Genomic DNA, 22,118 nt, shown 5'->3' with positions numbered 1-22,118 from the left:
AGGAGTGCCAGCTTATAAATAACAGACGCGTCTGTTATTTATAAAGCGCTGTCCTACAGGCACCGCCTTCAGGCATGTTCCCTTCATGCCCCGCGAATCCAACGCATTTCCGCCGTTTTTCACACCCTTCATGGGTGCCAAAACGGCACACGCCGGGCCCTTGAGTTTTCGCTCTGGACTGCGTCAACCCTGTCAACCTGTCCGCCCCCTCCGACCGTCAGCTCCGCACCAGCCGCCCCGGCCGCGCCCCCGTATCCGCGTCGTTCTCGCGGATCATCGCGCCGTTGCAGAACGTCGCCCGGTAGCCCTTCACCGGCTGCATCAGCCGCGTGCCGCCTGCCGGCAGGTCATGGTGCGCGACATGGGGCGAGACGGTCAGCCCCTCGTAGTCGATCACGTTGATGTCCGCGCGCTTGCCCGGCTGCAGCAGCCCGCGGTCGCTGAAGCCATAGAGCGCCGCATTGCGCGCGGTCTGCTTGTGGACGAGGAATTCGAGCGGCAGGGTCGGCCCGCTCTTGCGGTCGCGGGTCCAGTAGCTCAGCTGCGTGGTGGGCATCGTCGCGTCGCAGATCAGCGTCACGTGTGCACCCGCATCCGAAAGGCCGGTCACGGTATCCGGGTGCCGCAGCATTTCCTCCAGCACGCCAAGGCTCTTGGGCTGGTTGTCCCGCGTCAGCGCCTGGAAGCTGCGGCCCTCGTCTTCCAGCATCGCGTCGTAGAGATACTCCAGCGCATCGCGCCCTTCCGCCTTGGCCTTCGCGCCGATCGAGGCGGACTTTTCGGCCTCCAGATTGATCGGCTCGGTCAGCGGATAGAGGCTCGCCGCCCCGCGCCGGAACAGGCCGTAAACGTTCTGCATCGAACCCGGCGCTTCGTGCGGCACATCGCGCTCGGACAGGATCTGCCGCTTGAGCTCCGGATCACGCATCGCCCTCACCCGCTCCGCCAGCGGCAGGTGCGCGAGCTTCTCGAGATAGGTCGGGCGGCGCATGAACGCGTGGTAGCTGCTCAGGCCATGGATGAACCCGATGATGCGTGAGGGCACTTGCGGGAACAGATGCGCACCGCCTGCGTTCGCTTCGCGGCAACGGTCCAGCATCTGCCGCCACAGATCTGGCGCATATTCGCGGATCTCGACGAGCGTGAACGTCAGTGGCCGCCCGCTTTCCTCGGATATCTTGCGGAACAGCTCCAGTTCCGCCAGCGGCTCGCTGCGCTCCCCGCCCAGCGCTTCCAGCTTGCCCACGGTGCCCGCCGGGATCGCCTCGATCACCCCCTTGCCGAGCTTCCTGAACCGCCGCGCGATGGCGAGCAGTTCCTCCTCCGGCGCGAAGGTCCCCGGCACCGGCTCGCCCCACAGCGCGCGGTGGCCGATGGTGCGCGAAGTGGAGAAACCCACCGCACCCGCCGCCACGGCTTCCTCGACCAGGTCGGCAATCCGCTCGATGTCCTCTGGCGTCGCGTCCTCGTTGGTCCGCCCGCGCTCGCCCATCGCGTAGTAGCGCACCGCGCCGTGAGCGATCTGGGCACCGACATCGATCGCGTATTGGCGGGAGGCGATGTAGTCCATGTATTCGGGGAAGCTTTCCCACCGCCCCCACTCGATGCCTTCGTAGAGCGCGGTGCCGGGAATATCCTCCACCCCCTCCATAAGCTCGATGAGGTCCTTCTCCTGCCCCGGCCGCACCGGCGCGAAGCCCACCCCGCAGTTGCCCATGACCACGGTGGTGACGCCGTTGTGCGAGGATGGCGCCAGCTCGTCGTCCCAGCTCACCTGCCCGTCATAATGGGTGTGGATGTCCACCCAGCCCGGCGTGACGATATGGCCGTCCGCAGCGATCTCGCGCTTCCCGGTGCCGGAAATCCTCGGCCCGACTTCGGTGATCACCCCGTCCTTGAACGCGATGTCGCCGATGAACGGCGCGGCGCCCGAACCGTCGACGATCCTGCCGCCCCGAATGATCACGTCCTGCATTGGGTTCTCCCTCCCAGCGTGGTTTGGCGGGAGGGTACGGCAAGGCGCGAGGCAACGCCCCCCACAAAAATCGCAGCGCGACCCGGTCACCGGACCGAGGGGGCGGTGCCCTGCCGCCCCCTCGACCGATCAGTTGCTTGGGATGACCGTCAGATGCCCCGCCTTGGTACCGCTGTAGGTCGTCGCCGCACCCGGCGTGGTGTAGAGCGCGAAGCCATTGACGTCCTTCTTGTCCGCCCGCGTCGCCACTGCGACAGCGCCGCCTCCGACCCCGATGGCCTGCACTTCGCCCTGCCCGCCATCGGTCAGCGCGATCCACAGCCGCCGCTGGCGCAAGTCCGGCGAGAGGATCAGCAGCCACGGGTCGCCGCCGGTGTAGACCTGCAGCTTCTTGCCATTGAGCACGATATTCGGTCGGTTCTGGATATGCGCCGCCGAAATGCCGCCGACATAGACCGCGCCGTTCTGGTCGGCGGTGATCGCGCGCGGGCGGATGGTGTTGCCCGAGCCGTTGGTCAGCCGCGCCAGCAGGAACGACCCCGCGCTCTGCGCGCCCGTCAGCGGATCGAGTCGCGTGAAGTAGGTGATGTGGTTGGAGCGCGTATTGTAGGGATTGTTGTAGGCATCGCTGGTGACATTGGGCGCAGCCGCCTGCAGATCGGCGCTTCCGAAGCGGTAGATGCTGTTGCCCCCGGCCGCCTCGCCGGCGAAGTAGAGCTTGCCGTCCAGCCCGACCTCGACCCGGTACCCCCGCGTGTCGGCGCACGACGACGACCGCGCGAAGGCCTGCGCATGGGTCCAGTCGTAGCTCTTCCAGACCAGTTCGTTCTTGAGGTTGTAGGCCCGGATCCACGCGACCTGCAGCTTGGTGCAGCCGCCGCCGTCACGCTGGGCCATGCCCGTCACGATGACGCGGGTGTCTGCTGCCGTGGCGCCGGTATATACCGCGACATCGTTCACCATCGAGTCCGTGAACGTCCGGCTGAAGATCGCCGTGCCGCCGGCAGAATAGACGGCAAGCTGCTTGCCGCCCGAACCATAAAGCCCGGCAACGGTGCCGTCCGTACCGACCGCGGCGCGGGTGAAGTTGCCGTCCTGCCGCCAGCGCGTTGTCGCAAGATCGGCAGACAGCACGGCGAGGCCGGCATCCGACGCCACCGCGATGTCGCCGTTGCTGCGCCGCAGCTGCGCGTCGTTGATCGCATTGCCGAAGCGCACTGCCGCCACGATCTGTCCGTTCTGTGGCCATGCCAGCGTGAGCACGCCGGTCGACTTGTCCGTGGTCGCCGCGCCGATCTTTCGCGCCGCGACCGGCACAGCGGTGCTGATCCTGCCTCCCGCATAGACGAGGCAATTGTCCGCCACTTGCGCCACATTCAGCGCATCGCTGGAGCCCCCGCCCGCATAGGCCGCGTAGGTGACGTTGGTCGAACTGCTCGTGCCGCTGCGCGTGCCGACAGCGGCGCAGGTGGCCGAGCCATCAGACGCCGCCGGGACGCTCTGTGCGGCCGCCGGCATCGGATCGACGCCCCCGACACAGGTCATCGCCGCCACGGCGAGCGCGATGACAGTGGATGTGCTGACCTGTCGGCGCACATCGGCACTTTTATTGTTATACTTCATATATTCTACCCCTAGACGCCGTTTCCATCGCAGCGAATTCGATCCTCCTTGATGTCATCAAAATGACATCAAGGAGAACGTCCTCACCATTTCAGATGTATTGGCATTCGATATTGACCCGCCGCCCGGCAGGGGTAGCCGTGCGGCGGTAACCGGCCTATGTAGAATTACCCTGAGAGGGGCATTAACTGTGATCGCGCCGTCAGCGCACCACTTCGCCGCCCTTCATCACGTGAGCGACTTTCTGCAGCACCGTGATGTCCGCTGTCGGATCGCCCGGCACCGCGATCATGTCGGCATAGTGCCCCGGAGACAGCGCGCCGACATCCTTGCTCCAGCCCATCAGCTCCGCCGCGCTGGTCGTGGCCGCCTGGATCGCCTGCATCGGCGTCATCCCGTAGCGCACCATGTAGGCGAATTGGCGCGCGTTCTCGCCGTGCGGGAACACCCCGGCATCGGTCCCGAACGACAGCTTCACGCCCGCCTTCACCGCCTTGCGGAAGCCCTGCCGCTGCGCCTCGGTCGTCTCGTCGTTCTTGCGCAGGTAGTTCTCGGGCCACTTCTCGCGCCGTCCGACATCGGCAATGTAATCGCCGTTGTAGATATCCATGTCGAGCCACACGCCCCTCGCCTTGGCGAGCGCGATGCCTTCGTCGTCGATCAGGCTGGCGTGCTCGATCGCGCGCACCCCGGCGCGGATGGCGGACTTGATCCCTTCCGCCCCGTGGGCATGCGCCGTCACCCAAGACTTGCGCGCCGCCGCCACTTCGACCGCCGCGCGCATTTCGTCCTCGGTCAGTTCCTGCTGGCCCGCCTCGGTACCGCTTGCCAGCACCGCGCCGGTAGCGATCAGCTTGATCGAGTCGGCGCCGTGCTGGAACAGGTAGTTGACCTTGGCCCGCGCATCCGCCGCATCGGTGACGACGCCCGCGCGCAAGTCCTCGGGGATGCGTACATCGGGCGAGAAACCCGTCACCTCGCCCCCGCCGCCCGGCACGGTCACATATGCCCCCACCGCCTGCATGCGCGGGCCGATCACATCACCCCGGTTGATCGCCTCGCGCAGCTCCACATCGGCAAAGGCGCGGAACGAGCCGACATCATGCACCGTGGTGAACCCCGCGAGCAGCGTGGTGCGAGCATTGCGCGCACCGATATAGGCGATCTCCATCGCCGAATGGAGCAGCGGTTCGGCCACGTTGGACGTCTGCCCGGTATCGGCAAGGTGGACGTGGCAATCGATGAGGCCCGGCAGCACGGTGAAGGCGGACCAATCGATCAGCCTCGCGCCCTTGGGCACCGCGCCATCGGGCAGGACTGCCGCCACCCGGCCATCCTCGACGCGGAGCAGCCGCGCGCCCAGCACCGTGCCCGCTTCCGGATCAACGAGATGCCCGGCGCGGACATAGAGCGTTTCGGCATGAGCAGGGCTGGCGAGCAGGCCCAGCGCGGCGGCGGCGAACAGGATGCGGATCATGCCCGCCAACCTGCCCGATCCGGACCGCATTGGCGAGAGCAAGCTGCAGTGTCAGCCCGCCGGGTTGTTCTTCGCCAGAAACGCGTCGAGCTTGTCGAGCCAGAGCTTGAGGTTCGCATTGCTCGAAAAGCCGTGCCCTTCGCCCTTGAGCGTCACGAACTCGTGCTGCTTGCCCGCCTTGGCCAGCGCATCGGCATAGAGCTTGGACTGCTGGTAGGGCACACGCTGATCTTCATCGCCGTGGACCAGCAGCAGCGGCACTTTCAGCTGCTCGACGGCATAGAGCGGCGAGACGGTGGTCAGATCGAACTTGGCATCCTCGCCCTTGATCGTCTTGCGCCACGCGGTGCGGTCCTTGCTCGAACTGGCGTTGCCATCCCAGAACTTCATCTGCCGCTTGAGGTCGGTCACCCCGGCGAAGCTGGCCGCGCAGCGATAGCGCTCCGGATTGCGCACCGCGCCCCACAGCGCCGCGTAGCCGCCATAGGAACTGCCCACCATGCAGACGCGCTTCGGATCGATGGTGCCCTGCTTCGCCAGCCAGTCCATCCCGTCATCGAGATCGTCCTGCATCGCGCGGCCCCATTGGCCCTCGCCCTTCTCGCTGAACGTCTTGCCGTAGCCGCCCGAGCCCCGATACTCGGGCTGCAGCACGGCATAGCCGCGGTTGGCGAGGAACTGCACCTCGACATCGTACGTGCCATCATCGCGCACGCCGTAGGGTCCGCCGTGGGGCATGATCACAAGCGGCAGCGCCTTGGCCGGCCGGTTCGGCGGCAACGTGAGATAGGCGGGCACCTCAAGGCCGTCGCGCGTGGTGTAGGAGGTGTAGCGGGTCAGCGCGAGCATCCTTGGCTTCAGCTGCTCGTTCGCCTGCGCGAACAGCTGCATCACGCCGTCGGTCTGATCGAACAGATAATAGCGGCCGGGATCGTTCGAGCCGCCGAGCCGGACCAGCATCCGGTTGCGATCGCGCGAATAGCTCACAATAGTCGCGGCGCGATCTCCCACCGCTCCGGCCACCGCCTTGTCGATCGCTTCCTGCACTTTGGCGAGTTCAGCATCGAACCAGTGCGCGCGCGGGCGATCGGTGGTGTAGTAGGCGGCCCAGAGATCGGGGCTGTCCGGCTTGGTATCGAAATCATCGATATCGACGCCCGGCGCTTCGAACACCATCTCGCCGGGCTTTCGCGTCGCGAAGTTGAACCGCCACAGCGCATAGCGCCCGGTCTTCTCGTTCAGCAGCTTCTGATAGCCTTCGTCGCTGCCGCGGAAGATGCGCGCGACGTCATAGAACGCGTCGTCATCGTCGTAATCGGCCTTGACCACGGTGCGGAATGTCTCGCCATCCTTGGCACGGTAGAGCAGTTTCCACGATTGCCCGCCGAACTGCAGCCCGGCGCGCACCACCCCGGCATCGTCCGCGATCCACTTGAGCACCCCGTCGCGCTCGCGGATGAGCTCGCGGGCCTTGTTGGTGGCCAGATCGACCAGCGAGACGCTGGGGTAATCGAAGATGGTCTGGGCGTAGGAGAGCAGCGCGGTCTTGCCCTCGGGATCGACCCAGAGCACGTCATCCCCGATCAGGCCCTCCTGCTTCGAGCCGATGAAGCGCTGCGCCTGGGTGGAGACGTCATAGACCAGCAGCCGGGTCGACCAGTATTCGTCGCCGAACAGCTTCACGGTCTGCCCGAGACTGATCAGGATCCGGTCATTGCCTGCCCAGCGGAACCAGTTGAGCTCGACCACCTTGCCGGGATTGAGCATCTTGTTCTTGCCCGTGGCCGGATCGAACACGCCGATCAGGGTCTTGCCATCAAGCGCGACTTTGGCGGCAATCAGATTGCCGTCGGGCGAGAGCTTGGGATCCGAAATGAACGACAGCTGCGAGAACACGTCGGTCGAAATCCGCTCGACCGGTCCGGCAGGCGCGCTGGCGGCAGCGGCTGGCGCGGCCGCCGCGGGCGGATCGGCTGCCAGCGCAGCGACCGGCGCCAGCCCCGCGCAGGCGGCGAGGACGAGGCCCACCACAAGACTTTTGCCCACCACCATGACGCCCCCGCGTTTCCTTCCGGAGCGGATAGGCTATGCCCTCTTGCGGCCGCACTCAAGTCCGTGACGGATCGGAATTGGCCAGATCGCGCGGACTACAAGGCGGCGGCGGCGATCCGGTGCTCGAGGTCGGTCAAATCCGGCGCGGCGGACCGCGCGGCGCGGCGCACGTCAGCGAGATCGCCCGCCATTTCGCGCAGCAAGGCGCCGCGCCGCTCCAGCCGCACCGCATTGTCGAACGCGACGCCGGGGCGCTTGGAGTAGGTGCTGAACAGCGGCCCGGCCACGACCTCGGCGATCCGCGCGGGGGCTGCAGGCCGACCAAGCCGGGGGGCGAGCGCGGTCAGCGTGCTGGCAGGCTCGGCGTAGAAGCGTTCGGCATCGAGCGTGACCGCCTGCGGCAAGGCTTCTAGCGCGGCAAGGAAAGCGCGCATCTGCCACAGCCACAGCGCGGCCAGACATTCCGCATCGCTCGCAGCAGCAGGGGCGCCGGCAAAGCGCACCGCAATATCGCGGACCCAGCCGCGATGCTGCGGGCTGCGCAGCACGGCCAGCGCATAGTCCTCAAGGCCAAGATGGAGAAGAACCGCAGGTGCCGCCGGATCAGCCGCCGCGATTTCCGGGAGCAAGGCATTCACCGGCACGTTGGCCTTGACCAGCGTCGGCTCGTCCCCGCCGTAGCGCCGCGACAGCATGGCAAGGACCAGCCGCAGCCGGGCGGGATCGGGCTCAAGAGCCAGCTGCCGCAGCGCCATCGGCTCGCGCAGGACGAGGCCGTTCGACATTGCCTCCAGCGCGCGGGCCAGCAGCGTCGAACCGCAATGGGCCACGTGGAATATCCATGCGATGGTCGCCGCCCGCGGAGCGGCATCGGCAAGCTGCGCGGCCGGCACCAGCGCGGCGCCGTCGCGCGCCGGCGAAATCCGCGCATCGAGGAAGATCGAGCGCGCATAGGCCGCCCGGTCCATCGGCACGATCACCGCATTCGCGGCCTCGAACGAATGGAGGTAGTGATCGGGCGAGGCCGCGATGATGGCGGGGGTCAGTCGCATCGCACTGCCTTAGCCGCGTTTGCTGCCGACCGCACTCCCCTCCCGCTTGCCGGAGGGGTCGGGGGTGGGTTAGGCCACTGGTCACAATGGCCGAGATCGATCCCCCCGCCCCCGGCCGCCCCTATGCGGTGCTCTCGCCAAGCGGAGCGGAAACGCTGGCCGCTATCGATCCGGCGCTGATCGAAGCGACCTACAAGGCCCACGGCGCCATGCTGCTGCGCGGTTTCGGCGCCGATCTCGACAGCTTCCGCCGCTTTGCCCGCAGCCTCTGCACCACCGCCGTGATCAACGAAACGCCGGGCCGTGCGGTGCTCGATGCGGTGGAGGCCATTCAGGGCGTCGACGGCGGCACCAATGCCTTCGCGCTTCACCCCGAACTCGCGCGCGAACCGTGGAAGCCCGATGCCGCGCTGTTCGGCTGCCTCAGCCCGCCGGGTTCAGGCGGCGAGACGACGCTGTGCGACGGAATCGCGCTGGCCGCTGCCTTGCCGGAAGCCGTGCGCCAAGGGCTGGAAGGGCGGCGGCTGGTGCATGTCATGGGCGTCTGGCCCGAACTGCTGCGCTTCTGGTTCGGCACCGAGACGCCGGACGATGCGCTGCTGGCCAGCCCACCGCGCCCCCTGCCCTACCGCTTCTTCCGCGTGCCGGACGGCCGCATCGCGCGCGAATTCTCACGGCCCGCCCTGCACAAGCCGATGTTCGCGCAAGGGCCTGCGTTCGGCAATTTCCTGCTGTTTGCCCGCTTCAACAACGGACGCGGCAACTTCCCGCTGCTCGATGATCTCACCCCGGTTCCGGAAGACTGGCTGCAGGCCATCCATGCCACAGGCGAGGCGCTGACCGCCGAGGTGCGTTGGCAGGCGGGCGATGTGCTGGTGCTCGACAACACCCGCTTCCTCCAAGGCCGCCGCGCCATCGTGGATGCCACGCAACGCACCATCGCGGCGTTCTTCGGCTATGTGCGGTTCGCCGTGCCCGATGCGGAGGAGATGCCGAACGCGCCCTGGCGGCAGGGGGATTTCAGGCCCCCGCTGCCGCCACTCTAGAGTCTCAGGCCGCTTCGGCCTTGCGTTCGGCGCGTTCGAGGTTGATCGCCTCGGCCAGCAGGAATGCCAGCTCGATCGACTGCGCCGCGTTGAGGCGCGGGTCGCAGTGGGTGTGATAGCGGTCCGCCAGCGCATCCTGCGTGATGGCGATCGCGCCGCCGGTGCACTCGGTCACGTCCTGCCCGGTCATTTCGATATGGATGCCGCCGGCATGCGTCCCTTCCGCGCGGTGGACGGCGAAGAAGCCCTTCACCTCGCTGAGGATGCGGTCGAACGGGCGGGTCTTGTAGCCGTTGTCGGCCTTGATCACGTTGCCGTGCATCGGATCGCACGACCACACCACCGGATGCCCTTCGCGCGCGACGGCGCGGACGAGCGGCGGGAGGCCGGCCTCGACCTTGTCATGCCCGAAACGGCTGATCAGCGTCATGCGGCCCGGCTCGCGGCCCGGGTTCAGCGTATCGAGCATGCGCAGCAGCGCATCGGGCGTAAGGCTCGGCCCGCACTTCATGCCGATGGGATTGCCCACGCCGCGCAGGAACTCGACATGCGCGGAAGCCTCGAAGCGGGTGCGATCGCCGATCCACAGCATGTGCGCGCTGGTGTCGTACCACTGGCCGGTGAGCGAATCCTGCCGCGTCATCGCCTGTTCGTACTGCAGCAGCAGCGCTTCGTGGCTGGTGTAGAACTTGGTGCCCTGCAGCTGCGGGACCGTGGCAGGATTGACGCCGCAGGCCTCCATGAAGTCGAGGCTTTCGCCGATCTTGTCGGCCATCTCGCCGAACTTCGCGGCCCACGGGCTCTTGCCGATATGGTCGAGCGTCCACTGGTGGACCTGCCGCAAGTTGGCATAGCCGCCGGTCGAGAACGCGCGCAGCAGGTTGAGCGTGGCCGCCGCCTGCGAATAGGCGCGCAGCATGCGCTCGGGATCTGGAATGCGGCTCTCGGCGTTGAACTCGATGCCGTTGATATTGTCGCCAAGGTAGCTCGGCAGCTCAAGATCGCCGATCTTCTCGACCGGCGAGGAGCGCGGCTTGGCGAACTGGCCGGCCATGCGGCCCACCTTCACCACCGGCTGCTTGCTGGCGAAGGTGAGGACGACCGCCATCTGCAGCAGCACGCGGAACGTGTCGCGGATGTTGTTCGGGTGGAACTCGGCGAAGCTCTCCGCGCAGTCCCCGCCCTGGAGCAGAAAACCACGGCCGGCCGCGACTTCCGCGAGATCGGCCTTCAGCGCGCGCGCTTCACCGGCAAACACCAGCGGGGGAAACCGGGTCAGCGTTTCCTCGACCGCGGCAAGCTTTGCCGCATCGGGATAAGTGGGCAGGTGCTTGGCCTCTGCCGCGCGCCAGCTGTTCGCATTCCAGTTCGTTGCCACGGTACTCGCTTTCGTAAAGACGCGCGCGTTTAGCGGTACCGGGACACAAATGCAAAGGTTTGGGGGCGGCCTTGAATCAATGTTCCATCAGGCGGCGCTGGAAGTAGACCATTTCGAGCGCGATGGTCCGTGCCGACTCCTTGAGATTGGCCCCGGCGCCGTGCCCGCCCGCCGTGTTCTCGTAGTAGAGATAGGGCAGGCCGTACTCCTTCATCCGCGCCGCAAACTTGCGCGCCTGCACCGGGCCGACGCGGTCGTCCTTGGTCGTCGTCCAGATCAGCGTTTCGGGATAAGCCGCGCCGCGCTTGAGGTTCGAATAGGGCGAGGTCCTGAGCCAGAACGCCTTCTCGTCCGGATTGGCCATCGTGCCATATTCGCCGACCCACGAGGCCCCGGCCGAGAGCTTTTCATAGCGCAGCATGTCGAGCAGCGGGATCTGGATGCTGACCGCGCCGAACAGATCCGGGCGCTGGGTCAGTTCCACCCCCATCAGCAGGCCGCCGTTGGAGCCGCCATAGATGCCGAGCTTCTTCGGGCTGGTGATCTTGCGCGCCATGAGGTCTTCGGCGACCGCGGCGAAATCGTCGTAGATCACCTGCCGCTTCGTCTTGAGCCCCGCCTCGTGCCACGCCGGGCCGAACTCGCCCCCGCCGCGGATATTGGCGACAACGAAGGCGCCGCCGCGCTCGAGCCAGAGCTTTCCGGTGGTTCCGCTGTAGTGCGGCGTGTAGGAGACCTGGAACCCGCCATAAGCCGTCATCAGCGTCGGGGTCGTACCGTCGAGCTTCATGTCGGCGCGGTGGGTGATGAAGTAGGGAATCTTCGTCCCGTCCTTCGAAGTCGCCTCGAACTGCTCGGTGACCAGCCCGTCCGCCGCAAAGCGCGCCGGGGTCTGCTTGATCTGCACCGCCGTGGCGGCAGCGGCATCGACTTTCCAGAGCGAGGTCGGCAGCAGGTAGCTCTGCACCGAGACATAGGCCACATCGGACGTACGGTCGCTCGAGACCACGCCGATCGCGGCATTTTCCGGCAGGGGCAGAATGCTCTGCCGCCAGCCGGTGGCGGTCCGCGTGAACACCATCGCCCGCCCGCGCACGTTGTCATACACCGCGGCAAGCACCCGGCCTTTGGTCACGCGCACTTCGTCGCCATCGATCGACTGGCGCGGTCCGGGCGCGAAAACCACTTCCGGCGCGGCCTTGCTCTCGGGATCGACCGCGACGAGGGCGCCCGCCGGGATCGGCGCGCCGCCCGCAGGCGTCCATGCCTCGTCCACCTGGAAGATCAGACGGCCATCCACGAGACCCTTGACGGTGCTCTTGCGCGGCACGGCAAGCGGCATTGCGCCCTTCGCGGTCATGCGCACGAATTCCGCCTCGAAGAAGGTGATCCCGCGCGTGATGACGACTTCGGTATGGCCGGCGCCATCGGTGAAGCTGCGCGGGATGACGAAGACGTCGTCCGGCTTGCCCCGGAACACTTCGCTTGCGGCCTCAAGTGATTGACCGCGCCGCACGCGCTTGACCACGAACGGGTAGCCGCTCGCCGTCATCGTCCCCGACCCCCAGTCGCGCGCGGCGATCAGGCTGTCCGGCGTTTCCCAGCTGACCCACTGCTTGGATTTGGGCAGCACGAAGCCGCCATCGACAAAGCTGCGGCTCGCCAGATCGAACTCGCGCAGCGTGTTGGCGTCCTCCCCGCCGTCGGACAGCGCCACAAGACACCGCTTCTCGGCCAGCGGTTCGCAATCCGCACCCGCCCAGACCCAATTGGCCTTTTCCGCCGCCGACAGCGCATCGAGATCGAGCAGCGTCTGCCACGCCGGCTCCGCCTTCTCGTAGTCGACCGGGCTGGTCATCCGCCAGACGCCGTGGACGTGGCCCGCATCCTGCCACAGGTTCGCGATCTGCCCGCCGATCAGGCGCGGCAGGGCGATACGGTCGGTCGCTTCCGCAATCTTCAGCGCATCGGCATAGAACCCGGCGTAGTGCGGATCGCGCTCCAGCACGGCGAGAGAGCGGGCGTTCTCCGCGTCGACCCACTCCATCGCGCGCGCACCAGCGACGTCCTCAAGCCAGATGTACGGGTCGGCCGGATCAGCCACGGCCGGATCAACCACGGTCTGTGCCGCTAGCGGCGCAGCCCCGGCTGCCAGAAACAGCGCCGCAAACCGGGTGAGGTGCCGCATCGAACCACTCCATGGTATCCAGTGTGTGAAGGTATCGGGGCCGGGGTCGCCATTCAACGGGGACTTGCAGCGGTTGGGTCAGCCTCGCGACACCCGTCATTTCCCCGGCACGACCTTGAGCCGCCACGCCTTGTCCGGCACCAGATAGCGCTTGGCCAGCTGCTGCAGCCGCTCGGGCGTGATCGCGCTGTAGTCGGTCAGGATCGAGCGCAACTGGTCAAACTTCTCCGGCTCCAGCGCTCCGCCCTCAAGCTGGTACATGTAGAACCCGTTGCCGGTGCTGGCGCGGGTGATCAGCTGCTTCATCGGCTCGGTCACGCGCGCAATCTCGTCCGGCGTCGCGGGGGTGGCGGCGAGATCGGCGGCGATCTTGTCGGAGGCGGCAAAGAACGCCGTCAGATCACCGGGGCGCAGCTGGGTGGTCGCCGCGAGATAGCCGCCCGAGGGCAGATCGAGCGGCCAGCTGGAATTGACCTGCGGCGCATAGCTCGCGCCGATCTTCTCGCGCATCGCATCGAACAGGCGGTTGTTGAACACCTGGCTGAGCAGTTCGAGCTGGCGCGCTTCATGGAAACCCGCGCTGCCGCCGCCCGTGGGCCAGGCGACCAGCGCCGCCGCCGTGTTGGCATCGCCGTGATGGTTCAGCGTCAACGGATCGCCGACCGGTGCGGGGACCTTGGGCGCAAAGCCGGTGGCAGGGGCCGGATCGCGCTGCGGCAGCGCTCCGAACGTCCGCTCAAGCGCAGCGACGGCTTCCTCGCGGTTGAAATCGCCGAACAGATCGACCTCGATCGGCCCCTGCTTGAGCAGCGCCGACCACACGCGGCGGAAGCCTTCGGGGCTCGCCTTGGCAATCTCCGCCGGATTGGGCACGGCATAGCGCGGATCGCCGTCCTTGAGCAGCCAGCCCAGATCACGCTGCAGCACAGAGGCCGCGGAAGCATTGGTCGATTCGTACCCCAGCCGGGCCGCCGCCTGCGCGCGCACGACCGGATTGGGGTCCCAGCGCGGCATCGCAAGCTTTGCCGCGAACAGGTACAGCTGGTCGGCAAGATCTGCCGGGCGCGTATCGGCCGAGAACTTGAAGCTCGTATCGTCGATATCGAAATCGAGGCTGAGCTTGCGGCCCGTCGCCAGCCGGTCGAGATCCTCGCGGCCGACATTGCCGAAGCCGCTGTCCATCAGCGCGGTCTCGCCCAGCGAGGCATAGACCGCATCCTTGGGATCGATCACCGCATAGCCGCCGCCGAAGTGGACGCGCACGATCACGCGGCCAGGCTCGGCCTGGTTGGCCCAGAGCAGCGCCTTGACCCCGTTGGAAAGCTCGATCCGCTCGATCCCGAGCAAGCCGGTGCCTTCCGCATTGGTCACGGTCCCCGGCGTGCCGATCGCCGGGAGATCCTTGAAGCTCAAAGAACTCGCCGCCAGACGGCTGGCCGACGAAGGCGCGACCGGCGCCAGCAGCGCGGTGCGCAAGTCCGCCTCGGTCCCGTCCGACGCCTTGGGCGTGATCATCACCGAGCGGACGACCGTACCCTTGAACAATGTACGGGTGTGTTCGAGCACGGCGGCAGGCGTGAACAGCGGGATCGACGAGCGGAAGATGCTGTAGACCGTATCGGGATTGGCCACCGTCTCGCGGATGTCGACCGCATCGGTGATGTCGTCGGCCACTTTCGATCCGGCGAGCGTCTCCTGCGTCTCGACCGGCACCTTGAAAGCGACGTCGAACTCCGCGACTTCGCGGGCTATTTCCTCCTCGGTCGGCGGGGTGGCGAGCGCATCGGCGATCACCGCGCGGACATCCTTGACCGCCGCCTTCCAGTCGTCCGTCAGCGGCGTCACCGTCACCAGCGTCGCATCGGCAGAGCGGCTGATGCGCTGCTGTTCGACCGAGGCAGCCAGATAGCTGCCCCCGGCGCGCGCGCGGCCTTCGAGGCGGCGGTTGATGATCGCGATGCCGAGGCGGTCGATCATCAGGCCCTGGTTGTAGACGATCGTGTCGTTCACCTTGTGCCACGGACGCAGCACGGCATAGTTGAACACGCGCGGCAGGTCGGGCTCGACCATGACCTTGGCCTCGCCCACCGGATTGGCCGGATCACCGCCGACGGGAGGCTTGGGCGCGCCGAAATCGGGCAGCGGCGGGCGCTTGCCAGTGCCCTTCCACGTGCCGAACCACTGCTTGATATGCGCGATCAGCGCCTGCGGATCGGCATCGCCGGCGACGACGACCACCGCATTGTCGGGCCGGTACCACGCATCGTGGAAGGCCTTGACCTTGGCCGGGGTCGCCGCGTTCAGCGTTTCCTCGGTGCCGATGGGCGAACGCACGCCAAGCGGCTGCCCCGCAAAGAACACCGCGCGCGTGCCGTCGAGAATGCGCGTCTGCGGGCCGGAGCGCTCGCGCATCTCGGCGAGCACGATCGGCACTTCGGTCTTGACGCCCACGTCGGTGAAGATGGGCGCGGTGATCATGCCCGAAAGCAGGCGGAAGGTTTCATCCAGCTTGGCGGGCGAAACATCGGGAATGTCGAGCTTGTAGACGGTCTGCGTCGGGCTCGTCTCGGCATTGGTGTCGCTGCCGAAGGTGGCGCCCAGCCGCTGCCATGCCGGGATCGCCTCACCCGCCTTGAGATACTTCGAATCGCGGAAGGTGAGGTGCTCGATCAGGTGGGCATAACCGCGCTGCGGATCGGTCTCGTAAAGCGAGCCCGCATCGACCAGCACGCGCACCGAGACCTGGCCCGGCGGCACCCCGTTGCGCCGCACCGCATAGCGCAGGCCATTGGGGAGGACGCCGAAGATCCACGCCTTGTCCTGCGGCACATCGCTGCCGCGATAGAGCCAGGGGACGGAGCCGGTCGCCGCTTTCGGGGCCGCCGCGGGCCGTGCGGGGGCCTTGGCAAGGACTTGTGAAGGAACCCCGAGCAGGCCGATCAGGACGGCGGAAACAACGGGAGCGAGAGCACGGGGCGAACGCGGGGCGAACCGGGACAGAAAAGCCATGAACGCTGTATAGGACGGCAAGAAATGAAGGACCAGTGAATTGGTCCCTCATTCCCGTGCCCTAGCGAAGATTACGTCTTCGGCTTTTTCGCCGCCGGAGCGGGCTTCTTTGCTGCCGGAGCGGCCGGAGCGGCGCCCTGTGCTTCAGCGGCCTGCTTCTCGGCCGCCTGCTGCGCTGCGGCCTGCTGCTCCGCCTGCTTGGTAGCTGCGGCGCGCATCGCCTCGATTTCGTTCTCGGTCTTGAAATCGACCAGTTCGACCTGGAACACGAGATCGGAATTCGCGGGGATCGGCCCGGTGCCCTTGTCGCCATAGCCAAGCGCCGCCGGGATGCAGAAGCGCCACACGCTGCCCTTGCTCATCAGCTGCAGGCCTTCGGAAAAGCCCTTGATCACGCCAGAGGCGCGGAACGCCTGCGAGGTGTTCTGATCGAACACGTTGCCGTTCGCGGAAAGGTAGCCGATGTAATTCACGAGCACGTAGTCCGTCGCGCCGGGCTTGGGGCCCTGGGCATCCTTGAGCACGCGCGTGCCGAGGCCCGACGCGGTGGTGGCATTGCACACGCGCTGCACGGCAGGAATCGCCGGGGTGAGCGGCACCGGCAGGATCTCGGCAGCGGGATCCGGCGCGGGCGCGGCCAGCGCCGGCACGGCTGCCAGCGCGGCAAGGGACAGGGAAAGGGCGATTCGGCTGAGGCCGCGATGGATGATGATCATGGCGCGCTTCTTTAATCGAGGCTTGTTACACGTGCCAGCACGGAACGCTGCACGCCGCCAAGAGCCTACGCATTAACGCCTAAGGCCTGCCAACCGGCCATCGACAGGGGGCATGCTACTGCGGTCGACATGGCGATCAGTGGCGATTACTCCTCCCCGGTCACGGTCAACGGCTTCGTCTGCCGCAATTGCAGCGACGTCGACCGGGCCAAGCGCCATATCGATCCGGCGGACCCCGCCGCCGGCCCGTTCGGCGTCAACGGCAGCCACAAGCCGGGCAAGACCGCAAAACCCGCCAATCACTTTTCCGCCGAAGCCCGCGATGCCGAGCGCCTCGAAGCGCTCTACCGCGAACGGCGCGCCGCCCCAGTCTCGCCCATCGCTGCCGCCTATGCCGGCGCGCTGGCGCCCTCAGGCGGCTCGCTCGTCTCCCGCAGCGCGTGAAACCGGGCCGATTGAACCCTTGACCCCCGGCCTTGGCGGCCTACATGCTGGGGCATGTTCATCGAAACCGAAACCACCCCGAACCCCGCCACGCTGAAGTTCCTTCCGGGCGAGATCGTCATGGCCTCCGGCACGCGCGAGTTCACCTCGCCCGAAGCTGCCGCCGCCTCGCCGCTGGCCGAAGCGCTCTTCGCGCTGGGCGATGTGACGGGCGTGCTCTACGGGCGCGACTTCATCGCGGTGACGATCGCGCCGGGATCGGAATGGGCGCCGCTCAAGCCGCAGGTGCTCGCACTGCTGCTCGATCATTTCGTGGCGCAGGCGCCGCTGTTCACGTCGGCAGGCGCGGACTTCGTGGTCCCCGGAGAGGCCGACGACGATGTGGACTATGGCGACGATCCCGCCGACGCGGACATCGTCGAGCAGATCAAGGACCTGATCGAGACGCGCGTGCGCCCCGCCGTGGCGAACGACGGCGGCGACATCACCTACCGCGGCTTCCGCGAGGGCGTGGTCTATCTCAAGATGCAGGGCGCCTGTTCGGGCTGCCCCTCGTCCACCGCGACGCTCAAGAACGGCATCGAACAGTTGCTCAAGCACTATGTGCCTGAAGTGAACGAAGTCCGCGCCGCCTGATCCGCCTCTCCCGCGAAAGTTCCCACCGATGTCCCAGCCGCTCGACGACGCCGCGCTCGATCAGGTGTTTCGCTCCGCCCGCACCTACAACGGCTATCTCGACAAGCCGGTGAGCGAGGCGCAGCTCCACGCGATCTGGGACCTGATGAAGATGGGGCCGACCTCGGCCAACCAGATGCCCGCGCGGCTCGTCTGGTGCGTGAGCGGCGAGGCAAAGGAAAAGCTGGCGGCCTGCGCCGGCGGCACCAATCCGGACAAGATCCGCAAGGCGCCCGTCAGCGTCATCATCGGCATGGACATCGATTTCCACGAACAGCTCCCCTGGCTGTTTCCCCATGCCGATGCGAAGAGCTGGTTTGAAGGCAACGAAGCGCTGCGCGAAGTATCGGCCATGCGCAATGCGACGCTGCAGGGCGCCTACTTCATCATCGCCGCGCGCATGATCGGGCTCGATACGGGTCCGATGTCGGGCTTCAGCAATGCCGCCGTCGATGAGGTCTTCTTCGCAGGCACGCGCGTCAAGTCGAACTTCATCTCGACTTTGGGCTACGGCGATCCGGCAACTATCTTCCCGCGCAGCCCCCGCCCCGATTTCGCCACGTTCAACACGCTGGCCTGAGGCGAGACGCGGGTTGCGCAGGCTGGTGATCGACAGCGCGACAGAGGCTTGTTCGGTCGCTTTGCTCGATGATGGCGACATGGTTGCCGGCACCCACGCGATGCTCGGGCGCGGGCACGCGGAGCAACTCGTGCCGATGATCGCCGCGTTGCCCGGCAAAGGCCGCGCGGATTGCATCGCCGTCAACACCGGCCCCGGCAGCTTCACCGGCATCCGCGTCGGCCTTGCCGCTGCCCGCGCGCTGGCGCTGGCATGGGGCGTACCGATCGAAGGCTATGCCTGCCTCGCCCTCGTCGGCGCGATGGCCCGCGCGGCGCATCGCGGCGCGGCGATCGACGTGGTGATGAGCGGCGGGCACGGCGAATGGTTCTTCCAGCCCTTCGCAGCCGATGGCACGGCGCTGGCAGAACCGGCGTCCTTGCTGCCGGAGGCCGTCGCGGCTCGCTCGCAGGCCCCCGTCGTGGTCGGCAGCCAGGCCGAAGCGCTCGCAGCGCGGCGTGGCAGCCAACCCTCGGCCCATCCGCTATGGCCTGATGCGCGCGCGTTTGGCCTTCTCGGCCGCGACAGCCTGCGCGCCGATCCCGTACCCCGCTATGGCCGTGCCCCCGATGCGCGGCTGCCGGCGGCATGATGGCGGCAGCCTGAGGTCCGCCCCGCGATGAGCCGCGTCCCACCCGACTGCAGCGATGATATCGACCGGATCATGGAAGTCATGGCCGGTGCCTTTGCTCCCGAATTCGGCGAGGCATGGAACCGCCGTCAGGTTTCTGACTCGCTGCTGCTCACCGGCACCGCCTATTGTCTGATTGGCGCCGAGGGCTCGATCGATCCCGATCCCGAAGCAGCGACTGCGGGTTTTGCGCTGACCCGATCAATATTCGACGAGGAAGAACTGCTGCTCTTCGCAGTCCTGCCCCAGTACCGCGGCCGGGGCCTCGGCGCCGCGCTGCTGACCGAAGTGATCGCTCGCGCCCGCCGGCGCGGCATTCGGCGCCTTTTTCTCGAGATGCGGCGGAACAATCCTGCCGGCAAGTTATACACAGGATTTGGTTTCAGGACGGTAGGTGTTCGCCCCGGCTACTATCGGACAGCGAGCGGAGAACGCCTCGACGCCCTCAGTCAGGAACTGCATCTTGCAGATAACTAGTCATATTTACCTGTCAGAAGCCTTATTTGCGAAGTTTCTGACAGAAAAGGGACCGGAATGCTCCGGAATGTTTGTATCCCTGTTGCACAAGCGTATATGCGGAGCAGTCTACTCTAGACTCACCGAGCCTTGACTGGGCAAAAAAGAAGATAACAACCGTAAAAGGTATGGGTACAATGAGTGAAATCGAAAACGATATGCGGGAAACGCTGATCACGCTCACTTCGGACATCGTCGCCGCTCACGTGAGCAACAACAGTGTCGCGGTAAACGACCTGCCGGTGCTCATCAGCAACGTCTATGCCGCGCTCTCTGGTCTCAATCCCGCGCAACCGGCTGCAGAACCGGCCCCTGAACCTGCGGTGTCCATCCGCGCTTCGGTCAAGAACGACCACATCGTCTGTCTGGAAGACGGCAAGAAGCTCAAGATGCTCAAGCGTCATCTGATGACGCGCTACAACATGACCCCGGAACAGTACCGCACCCGCTGGAACCTGCCGGCGGACTACCCGATGGTCGCCCCCGCCTACGCCGAAAAGCGCCGCGAACTGGCCAAGAAGATCGGCCTCGGTCGCAAGCCCGCGCCCAAGCGCGGCCGCCCCGCCAAGGCCGCCGGCTGAACAGACGGCACACGGTCCAGAACCAGCGAGGCCCGAAACGGGCCAGCCCCGGGCCTCGCTGCGTTCACTTTTCCCCGATCCGGGCGCGATCCATCCGGCAAATCGGCTGCGCAGCGGTTGAAGAATTGGCGCAGCAAACTATGCTGCGCGCAACCTAACCGGGATGGGCCGCAAGCTTGCATCAGGCAATCGACATTGAAGCGCTGTGCGCAGAGCGGGGTCTGAGGATCACCGAGCAACGCCGCGTGATCGCGCAGGTGCTCTCGGAGAGCGACGACCACCCGGACGTCGAGAAGCTGCACGAGCGGGCCTCCGCGCGCGACCCGCGCATTTCCATCGCCACGGTCTACCGCACCGTGCGCCTGTTCGAAGAGGCAGGCATCCTCGACCGCCACGATTTCGGCGATGGCCGCGCCCGTTACGAGGCGACGCCCGAGGCTCATCACGATCATCTGATCGACGTCGAGACCGGCAAGGTCATCGAATTCGTCGATCCCGAGCTGGAAGCGCTGCAGCGCCAGATCGCCGAACGGCTCGGCTACCGCCTCGTCGACCACCGCATGGAGCTCTATGGTGTCAAGTCTGATCGCGAGGCGTAGGGCCCGCCGCAAGGTCGGCCCGGAACGCGGTGCTCCCGTCACCTGGATGGGCTGGGGCCGGATTTGCCTGCGCGGCGTGCTGCTCGTGCTGCTGATGCTGGTCTGCGTGCCGCTGCACTACCTCTACCGCATCGTGCACTATGGCTCGCCCTTCCCCAAGCTGTTCCTGTTCTGCGCCGCGCGCATCATCGGCGCGCGGGTGCGGGTCCACGGCGTGCCGCTCAAGCGCGACGTGTTCTACATTTCCAACCACCTTTCGTGGGTCGATATCCTCGCGCTCGGCGGGGCAAGCGGGACCGCCTTTGTCGCCAAGGCTGAATTGTCGCAGGCCCCGGTTGTCGGCTGGCTGGCGCGGATCAACCGCACCGTGTTCGTCAGCCGCGAAGACCGCATGGGCGTGGCCGACCAGATCAATCGCCTCAAGGAAGCGCTGGCCGACAACTGGTCGATCACCGTGTTCCCCGAAGGCACCTGCACCGATGGCAAGTCGCTGCTGCCGTTCAAGACCTCGATGCTGCGCGTGCTCGAGCCGCCGCCGCCGGGCGTGATGGTGCAGCCGGTGGTGCTAGATTACGGCCGGGTCGCCGAATGGATCGGCTGGATCGGCACCGAGGACGGCGTCTCCAACGGCAAGCGCATCATGTCGCGGCGCGGCTCGTTCCGGCTCGAGGTGCACTTCCTCGAACCGTTCGATCCGCAGGGCCTCGCCGGGCGCAAAGCGATTGCTGCCGAAGCCCGCCGCCGGATCGAGCCCGCGCTCGAAGCCGCTTTGGGTGAGCCGCTGCGGCCCTTCGCCTTCGATGTGGCGCCGGTTCGCTACGAAGCGGCCAAGAGCGCGGCGTGAAGCTGAAGCTGAAGCCCGGCATCGCGCAGAAGCCGCGCCAGGTCGTGGACAAGCTGGCAAGTGCGGTGCGCCGCAAGATCAAGCTCAAGAAGCCCCGGCGCCGCGGCAAGCCCAAGCCGCTGCGCAAGGGCCCGCCCGAGGCCCTGCTCGGCTTCGGTCGCTTCGTCGCCAATCCCCGCCGCTTCGGCGGCTTCGTCAGCGGCCCAGCCCTCGCCGAGGCGATCACCCGCGAGATCGAACCGGCCGCCGGCCCCGTGCTGGAGCTTGGCCCCGGGACCGGCGTGTTCACCCGCGCCCTCATCGCCCGCGGCGTGGCAGAGCGCGACCTCATCCTCGTCGAGCTCGATCCCAAGCTGGCCGAGCGCCTGCGAACCGCTTTCCCCGAGGCGCTCGTCCTGTGCCGCAAGGCCGGAAGCGTGACGGCAGACCTCCTCGAAGGCCGCCGCCCGGTCGCCGTCGTCAGCGGGTTGCCTCTGCTCAATTTCCCGGATGAGGAAGTCGAGCGGATCATCGCCGCCGCCTTCGCGGTCTGCACGCCCGAAGCGGCACTCTACCAGTTCACGTATGGCCCGAAGTGCCCGGTCAGCAAGGCGATCCGTGCAGAGCTGGGACTGTCGGCGCAGCGCACCACGCGCATCTGGCGCAACGTGCCCCCCGCTTCGGTTTACCGCATCGTTCGGGACTGATCGGCAC

The 22,118-nt window shown here is 66.8% G+C and carries 19 protein-coding genes; 10 read left to right on the top strand and 9 right to left on the bottom strand.

Annotated elements, in window-relative coordinates:
* Positions 1-217 precede the first annotated feature (217 nt).
* From IP83_RS11000 to IP83_RS10980, 5 genes are all read right to left on the bottom strand, one after another.
* Positions 218-1,975 (bottom strand): amidohydrolase family protein, encoded by a 1,758-nt coding sequence (locus IP83_RS11000; RefSeq protein WP_054122263.1) that lies wholly within the window; start codon positions 1,973-1,975, stop codon positions 218-220.
* Positions 1,976-2,104: 129 nt separating this feature from the next.
* Positions 2,105-3,598, bottom strand: coding sequence for a hypothetical protein (locus IP83_RS10995; protein WP_054122262.1), 1,494 nt, complete (start codon positions 3,596-3,598; stop codon positions 2,105-2,107).
* A gap of 202 nt (positions 3,599-3,800) precedes the next feature.
* Complete coding sequence (locus IP83_RS10990) at positions 3,801-5,075, bottom strand: amidohydrolase family protein (protein WP_156309676.1); 1,275 nt, start codon at positions 5,073-5,075, stop codon at positions 3,801-3,803.
* A gap of 51 nt (positions 5,076-5,126) precedes the next feature.
* Entirely contained in the window at positions 5,127-7,127 is a 2,001-nt protein-coding gene (locus IP83_RS10985; RefSeq protein ID WP_054122260.1) for a S9 family peptidase, read from the bottom strand.
* 95 nt (positions 7,128-7,222) lie between these two features.
* Complete coding sequence (locus IP83_RS10980) at positions 7,223-8,179, bottom strand: hypothetical protein (RefSeq protein ID WP_054122259.1); 957 nt, start codon at positions 8,177-8,179, stop codon at positions 7,223-7,225.
* An 86-nt stretch (positions 8,180-8,265) separates the two neighbouring features.
* Between IP83_RS10980 and IP83_RS10975 the strand changes: the two genes are divergently transcribed.
* Positions 8,266-9,225 (top strand): TauD/TfdA family dioxygenase, encoded by a 960-nt coding sequence (locus IP83_RS10975; protein ID WP_054122258.1) that lies wholly within the window; start codon positions 8,266-8,268, stop codon positions 9,223-9,225.
* 4 nt (positions 9,226-9,229) lie between these two features.
* On the opposite strand, the gene IP83_RS10970 is transcribed toward IP83_RS10975, so the two are convergent.
* The 4 genes from IP83_RS10970 to IP83_RS10955 all read right to left on the bottom strand — a co-directional run bounded on the left by IP83_RS10970 (position 9,230) and on the right by IP83_RS10955 (position 16,516).
* Entirely contained in the window at positions 9,230-10,603 is a 1,374-nt protein-coding gene (locus IP83_RS10970; protein ID WP_054122257.1) for a class II 3-deoxy-7-phosphoheptulonate synthase, read from the bottom strand.
* A 76-nt stretch (positions 10,604-10,679) separates the two neighbouring features.
* The gene (locus tag IP83_RS10965) at positions 10,680-12,791 is read right to left on the bottom strand and encodes a prolyl oligopeptidase family protein (protein ID WP_082364646.1); all 2,112 of its coding nucleotides are present in this window, start codon (positions 12,789-12,791) and stop codon (positions 10,680-10,682) included.
* Between the two features lie 96 nt (positions 12,792-12,887).
* A complete protein-coding gene (locus IP83_RS10960) occupies positions 12,888-15,800 on the bottom strand; it encodes a pitrilysin family protein (protein ID WP_082364645.1) in 2,913 nt (970 codons plus the stop codon).
* A 71-nt stretch (positions 15,801-15,871) separates the two neighbouring features.
* On the bottom strand, positions 15,872-16,516 hold the full coding sequence (locus tag IP83_RS10955; RefSeq protein ID WP_054122256.1) for an FKBP-type peptidyl-prolyl cis-trans isomerase: 645 nt from the start codon (positions 16,514-16,516) through the stop codon (positions 15,872-15,874).
* 129 nt (positions 16,517-16,645) lie between these two features.
* Here IP83_RS10955 and IP83_RS10950 point away from each other — a divergent pair, with 129 nt between their 5' ends.
* From IP83_RS10950 to IP83_RS10910, 9 genes are all read left to right on the top strand, one after another.
* Positions 16,646-16,960 carry a hypothetical protein gene (locus IP83_RS10950; protein WP_054122255.1) on the top strand — a complete coding sequence of 105 codons (315 nt, stop codon included), beginning with the start codon at positions 16,646-16,648 and terminating at the stop codon, positions 16,958-16,960.
* A 54-nt stretch (positions 16,961-17,014) separates the two neighbouring features.
* Entirely contained in the window at positions 17,015-17,596 is a 582-nt protein-coding gene (locus IP83_RS10945) for a NifU family protein (RefSeq protein WP_054122254.1), read from the top strand.
* 28 nt (positions 17,597-17,624) lie between these two features.
* On the top strand, positions 17,625-18,215 hold the full coding sequence (locus IP83_RS10940; protein WP_054122253.1) for a malonic semialdehyde reductase: 591 nt from the start codon (positions 17,625-17,627) through the stop codon (positions 18,213-18,215).
* 13 nt (positions 18,216-18,228) lie between these two features.
* Complete coding sequence (gene tsaB / locus IP83_RS10935) at positions 18,229-18,846, top strand: tRNA (adenosine(37)-N6)-threonylcarbamoyltransferase complex dimerization subunit type 1 TsaB (RefSeq protein WP_054122252.1); 618 nt, start codon at positions 18,229-18,231, stop codon at positions 18,844-18,846.
* Positions 18,847-18,873: 27 nt separating this feature from the next.
* Positions 18,874-19,362 (top strand): GNAT family N-acetyltransferase, encoded by a 489-nt coding sequence (locus tag IP83_RS10930; protein ID WP_054122251.1) that lies wholly within the window; start codon positions 18,874-18,876, stop codon positions 19,360-19,362.
* A 176-nt stretch (positions 19,363-19,538) separates the two neighbouring features.
* The gene (locus IP83_RS10925; RefSeq protein ID WP_054122250.1) at positions 19,539-19,982 is read left to right on the top strand and encodes a MucR family transcriptional regulator; all 444 of its coding nucleotides are present in this window, start codon (positions 19,539-19,541) and stop codon (positions 19,980-19,982) included.
* Positions 19,983-20,158: 176 nt separating this feature from the next.
* Positions 20,159-20,581, top strand: a complete 423-nt coding sequence (locus tag IP83_RS10920) for a Fur family transcriptional regulator (RefSeq protein WP_054122249.1) — start codon at positions 20,159-20,161, stop codon at positions 20,579-20,581.
* The gene (locus tag IP83_RS10915; protein WP_054122248.1) at positions 20,553-21,425 is read left to right on the top strand and encodes a 1-acyl-sn-glycerol-3-phosphate acyltransferase; all 873 of its coding nucleotides are present in this window, start codon (positions 20,553-20,555) and stop codon (positions 21,423-21,425) included. Before IP83_RS10920 ends, IP83_RS10915 begins: the two co-directional genes overlap by 29 nt.
* Entirely contained in the window at positions 21,422-22,111 is a 690-nt protein-coding gene (locus tag IP83_RS10910) for a class I SAM-dependent methyltransferase (RefSeq protein WP_156309675.1), read from the top strand. The genes IP83_RS10915 and IP83_RS10910 overlap by 4 nt, the downstream gene beginning before the upstream one ends.
* Positions 22,112-22,118: the final 7 nt, after the last annotated feature.

Source organism: Novosphingobium sp. AAP93, assembly GCF_001296055.1.
In the GTDB taxonomy this organism is placed as follows: domain Bacteria; phylum Pseudomonadota; class Alphaproteobacteria; order Sphingomonadales; family Sphingomonadaceae; genus Novosphingobium.
Note: the sequence above shows the minus strand (reverse complement) of the source record. Positions and strands in the feature narration are given on the sequence as shown.

Bases quoted from the DNA above. Each gene is read 5' to 3' on its own strand.
- IP83_RS11000 (WP_054122263.1), bottom strand. From the start codon at position 1,975: ATGCAGGACGTGATCATTCGGGGCGGCAGGATCGTCGACGGTTCGGGC.
- IP83_RS10995 (WP_054122262.1), bottom strand. From the start codon at position 3,598: ATGAAGTATAACAATAAAAGTGCCGATGTGCGCCGACAGGTCAGCACA.
- IP83_RS10990 (WP_156309676.1), bottom strand. From the start codon at position 5,075: ATGATCCGCATCCTGTTCGCCGCCGCCGCGCTGGGCCTGCTCGCCAGC.
- IP83_RS10985 (WP_054122260.1), bottom strand. From the start codon at position 7,127: ATGGTGGTGGGCAAAAGTCTTGTGGTGGGCCTCGTCCTCGCCGCCTGC.
- IP83_RS10980 (WP_054122259.1), bottom strand. From the start codon at position 8,179: ATGCGACTGACCCCCGCCATCATCGCGGCCTCGCCCGATCACTACCTC.
- IP83_RS10975 (WP_054122258.1), top strand. From the start codon at position 8,266: ATGGCCGAGATCGATCCCCCCGCCCCCGGCCGCCCCTATGCGGTGCTC.
- IP83_RS10965 (WP_082364646.1), bottom strand. From the start codon at position 12,791: ATGCGGCACCTCACCCGGTTTGCGGCGCTGTTTCTGGCAGCCGGGGCT.
- IP83_RS10960 (WP_082364645.1), bottom strand. From the start codon at position 15,800: ATGGCTTTTCTGTCCCGGTTCGCCCCGCGTTCGCCCCGTGCTCTCGCT.
- IP83_RS10955 (WP_054122256.1), bottom strand. From the start codon at position 16,516: ATGATCATCATCCATCGCGGCCTCAGCCGAATCGCCCTTTCCCTGTCC.
- IP83_RS10950 (WP_054122255.1), top strand. From the start codon at position 16,646: ATGGCGATCAGTGGCGATTACTCCTCCCCGGTCACGGTCAACGGCTTC.
- IP83_RS10945 (WP_054122254.1), top strand. From the start codon at position 17,015: ATGTTCATCGAAACCGAAACCACCCCGAACCCCGCCACGCTGAAGTTC.
- IP83_RS10940 (WP_054122253.1), top strand. From the start codon at position 17,625: ATGTCCCAGCCGCTCGACGACGCCGCGCTCGATCAGGTGTTTCGCTCC.
- IP83_RS10930 (WP_054122251.1), top strand. From the start codon at position 18,874: ATGAGCCGCGTCCCACCCGACTGCAGCGATGATATCGACCGGATCATG.
- IP83_RS10925 (WP_054122250.1), top strand. From the start codon at position 19,539: ATGAGTGAAATCGAAAACGATATGCGGGAAACGCTGATCACGCTCACT.
- IP83_RS10915 (WP_054122248.1), top strand. From the start codon at position 20,553: ATGGTGTCAAGTCTGATCGCGAGGCGTAGGGCCCGCCGCAAGGTCGGC.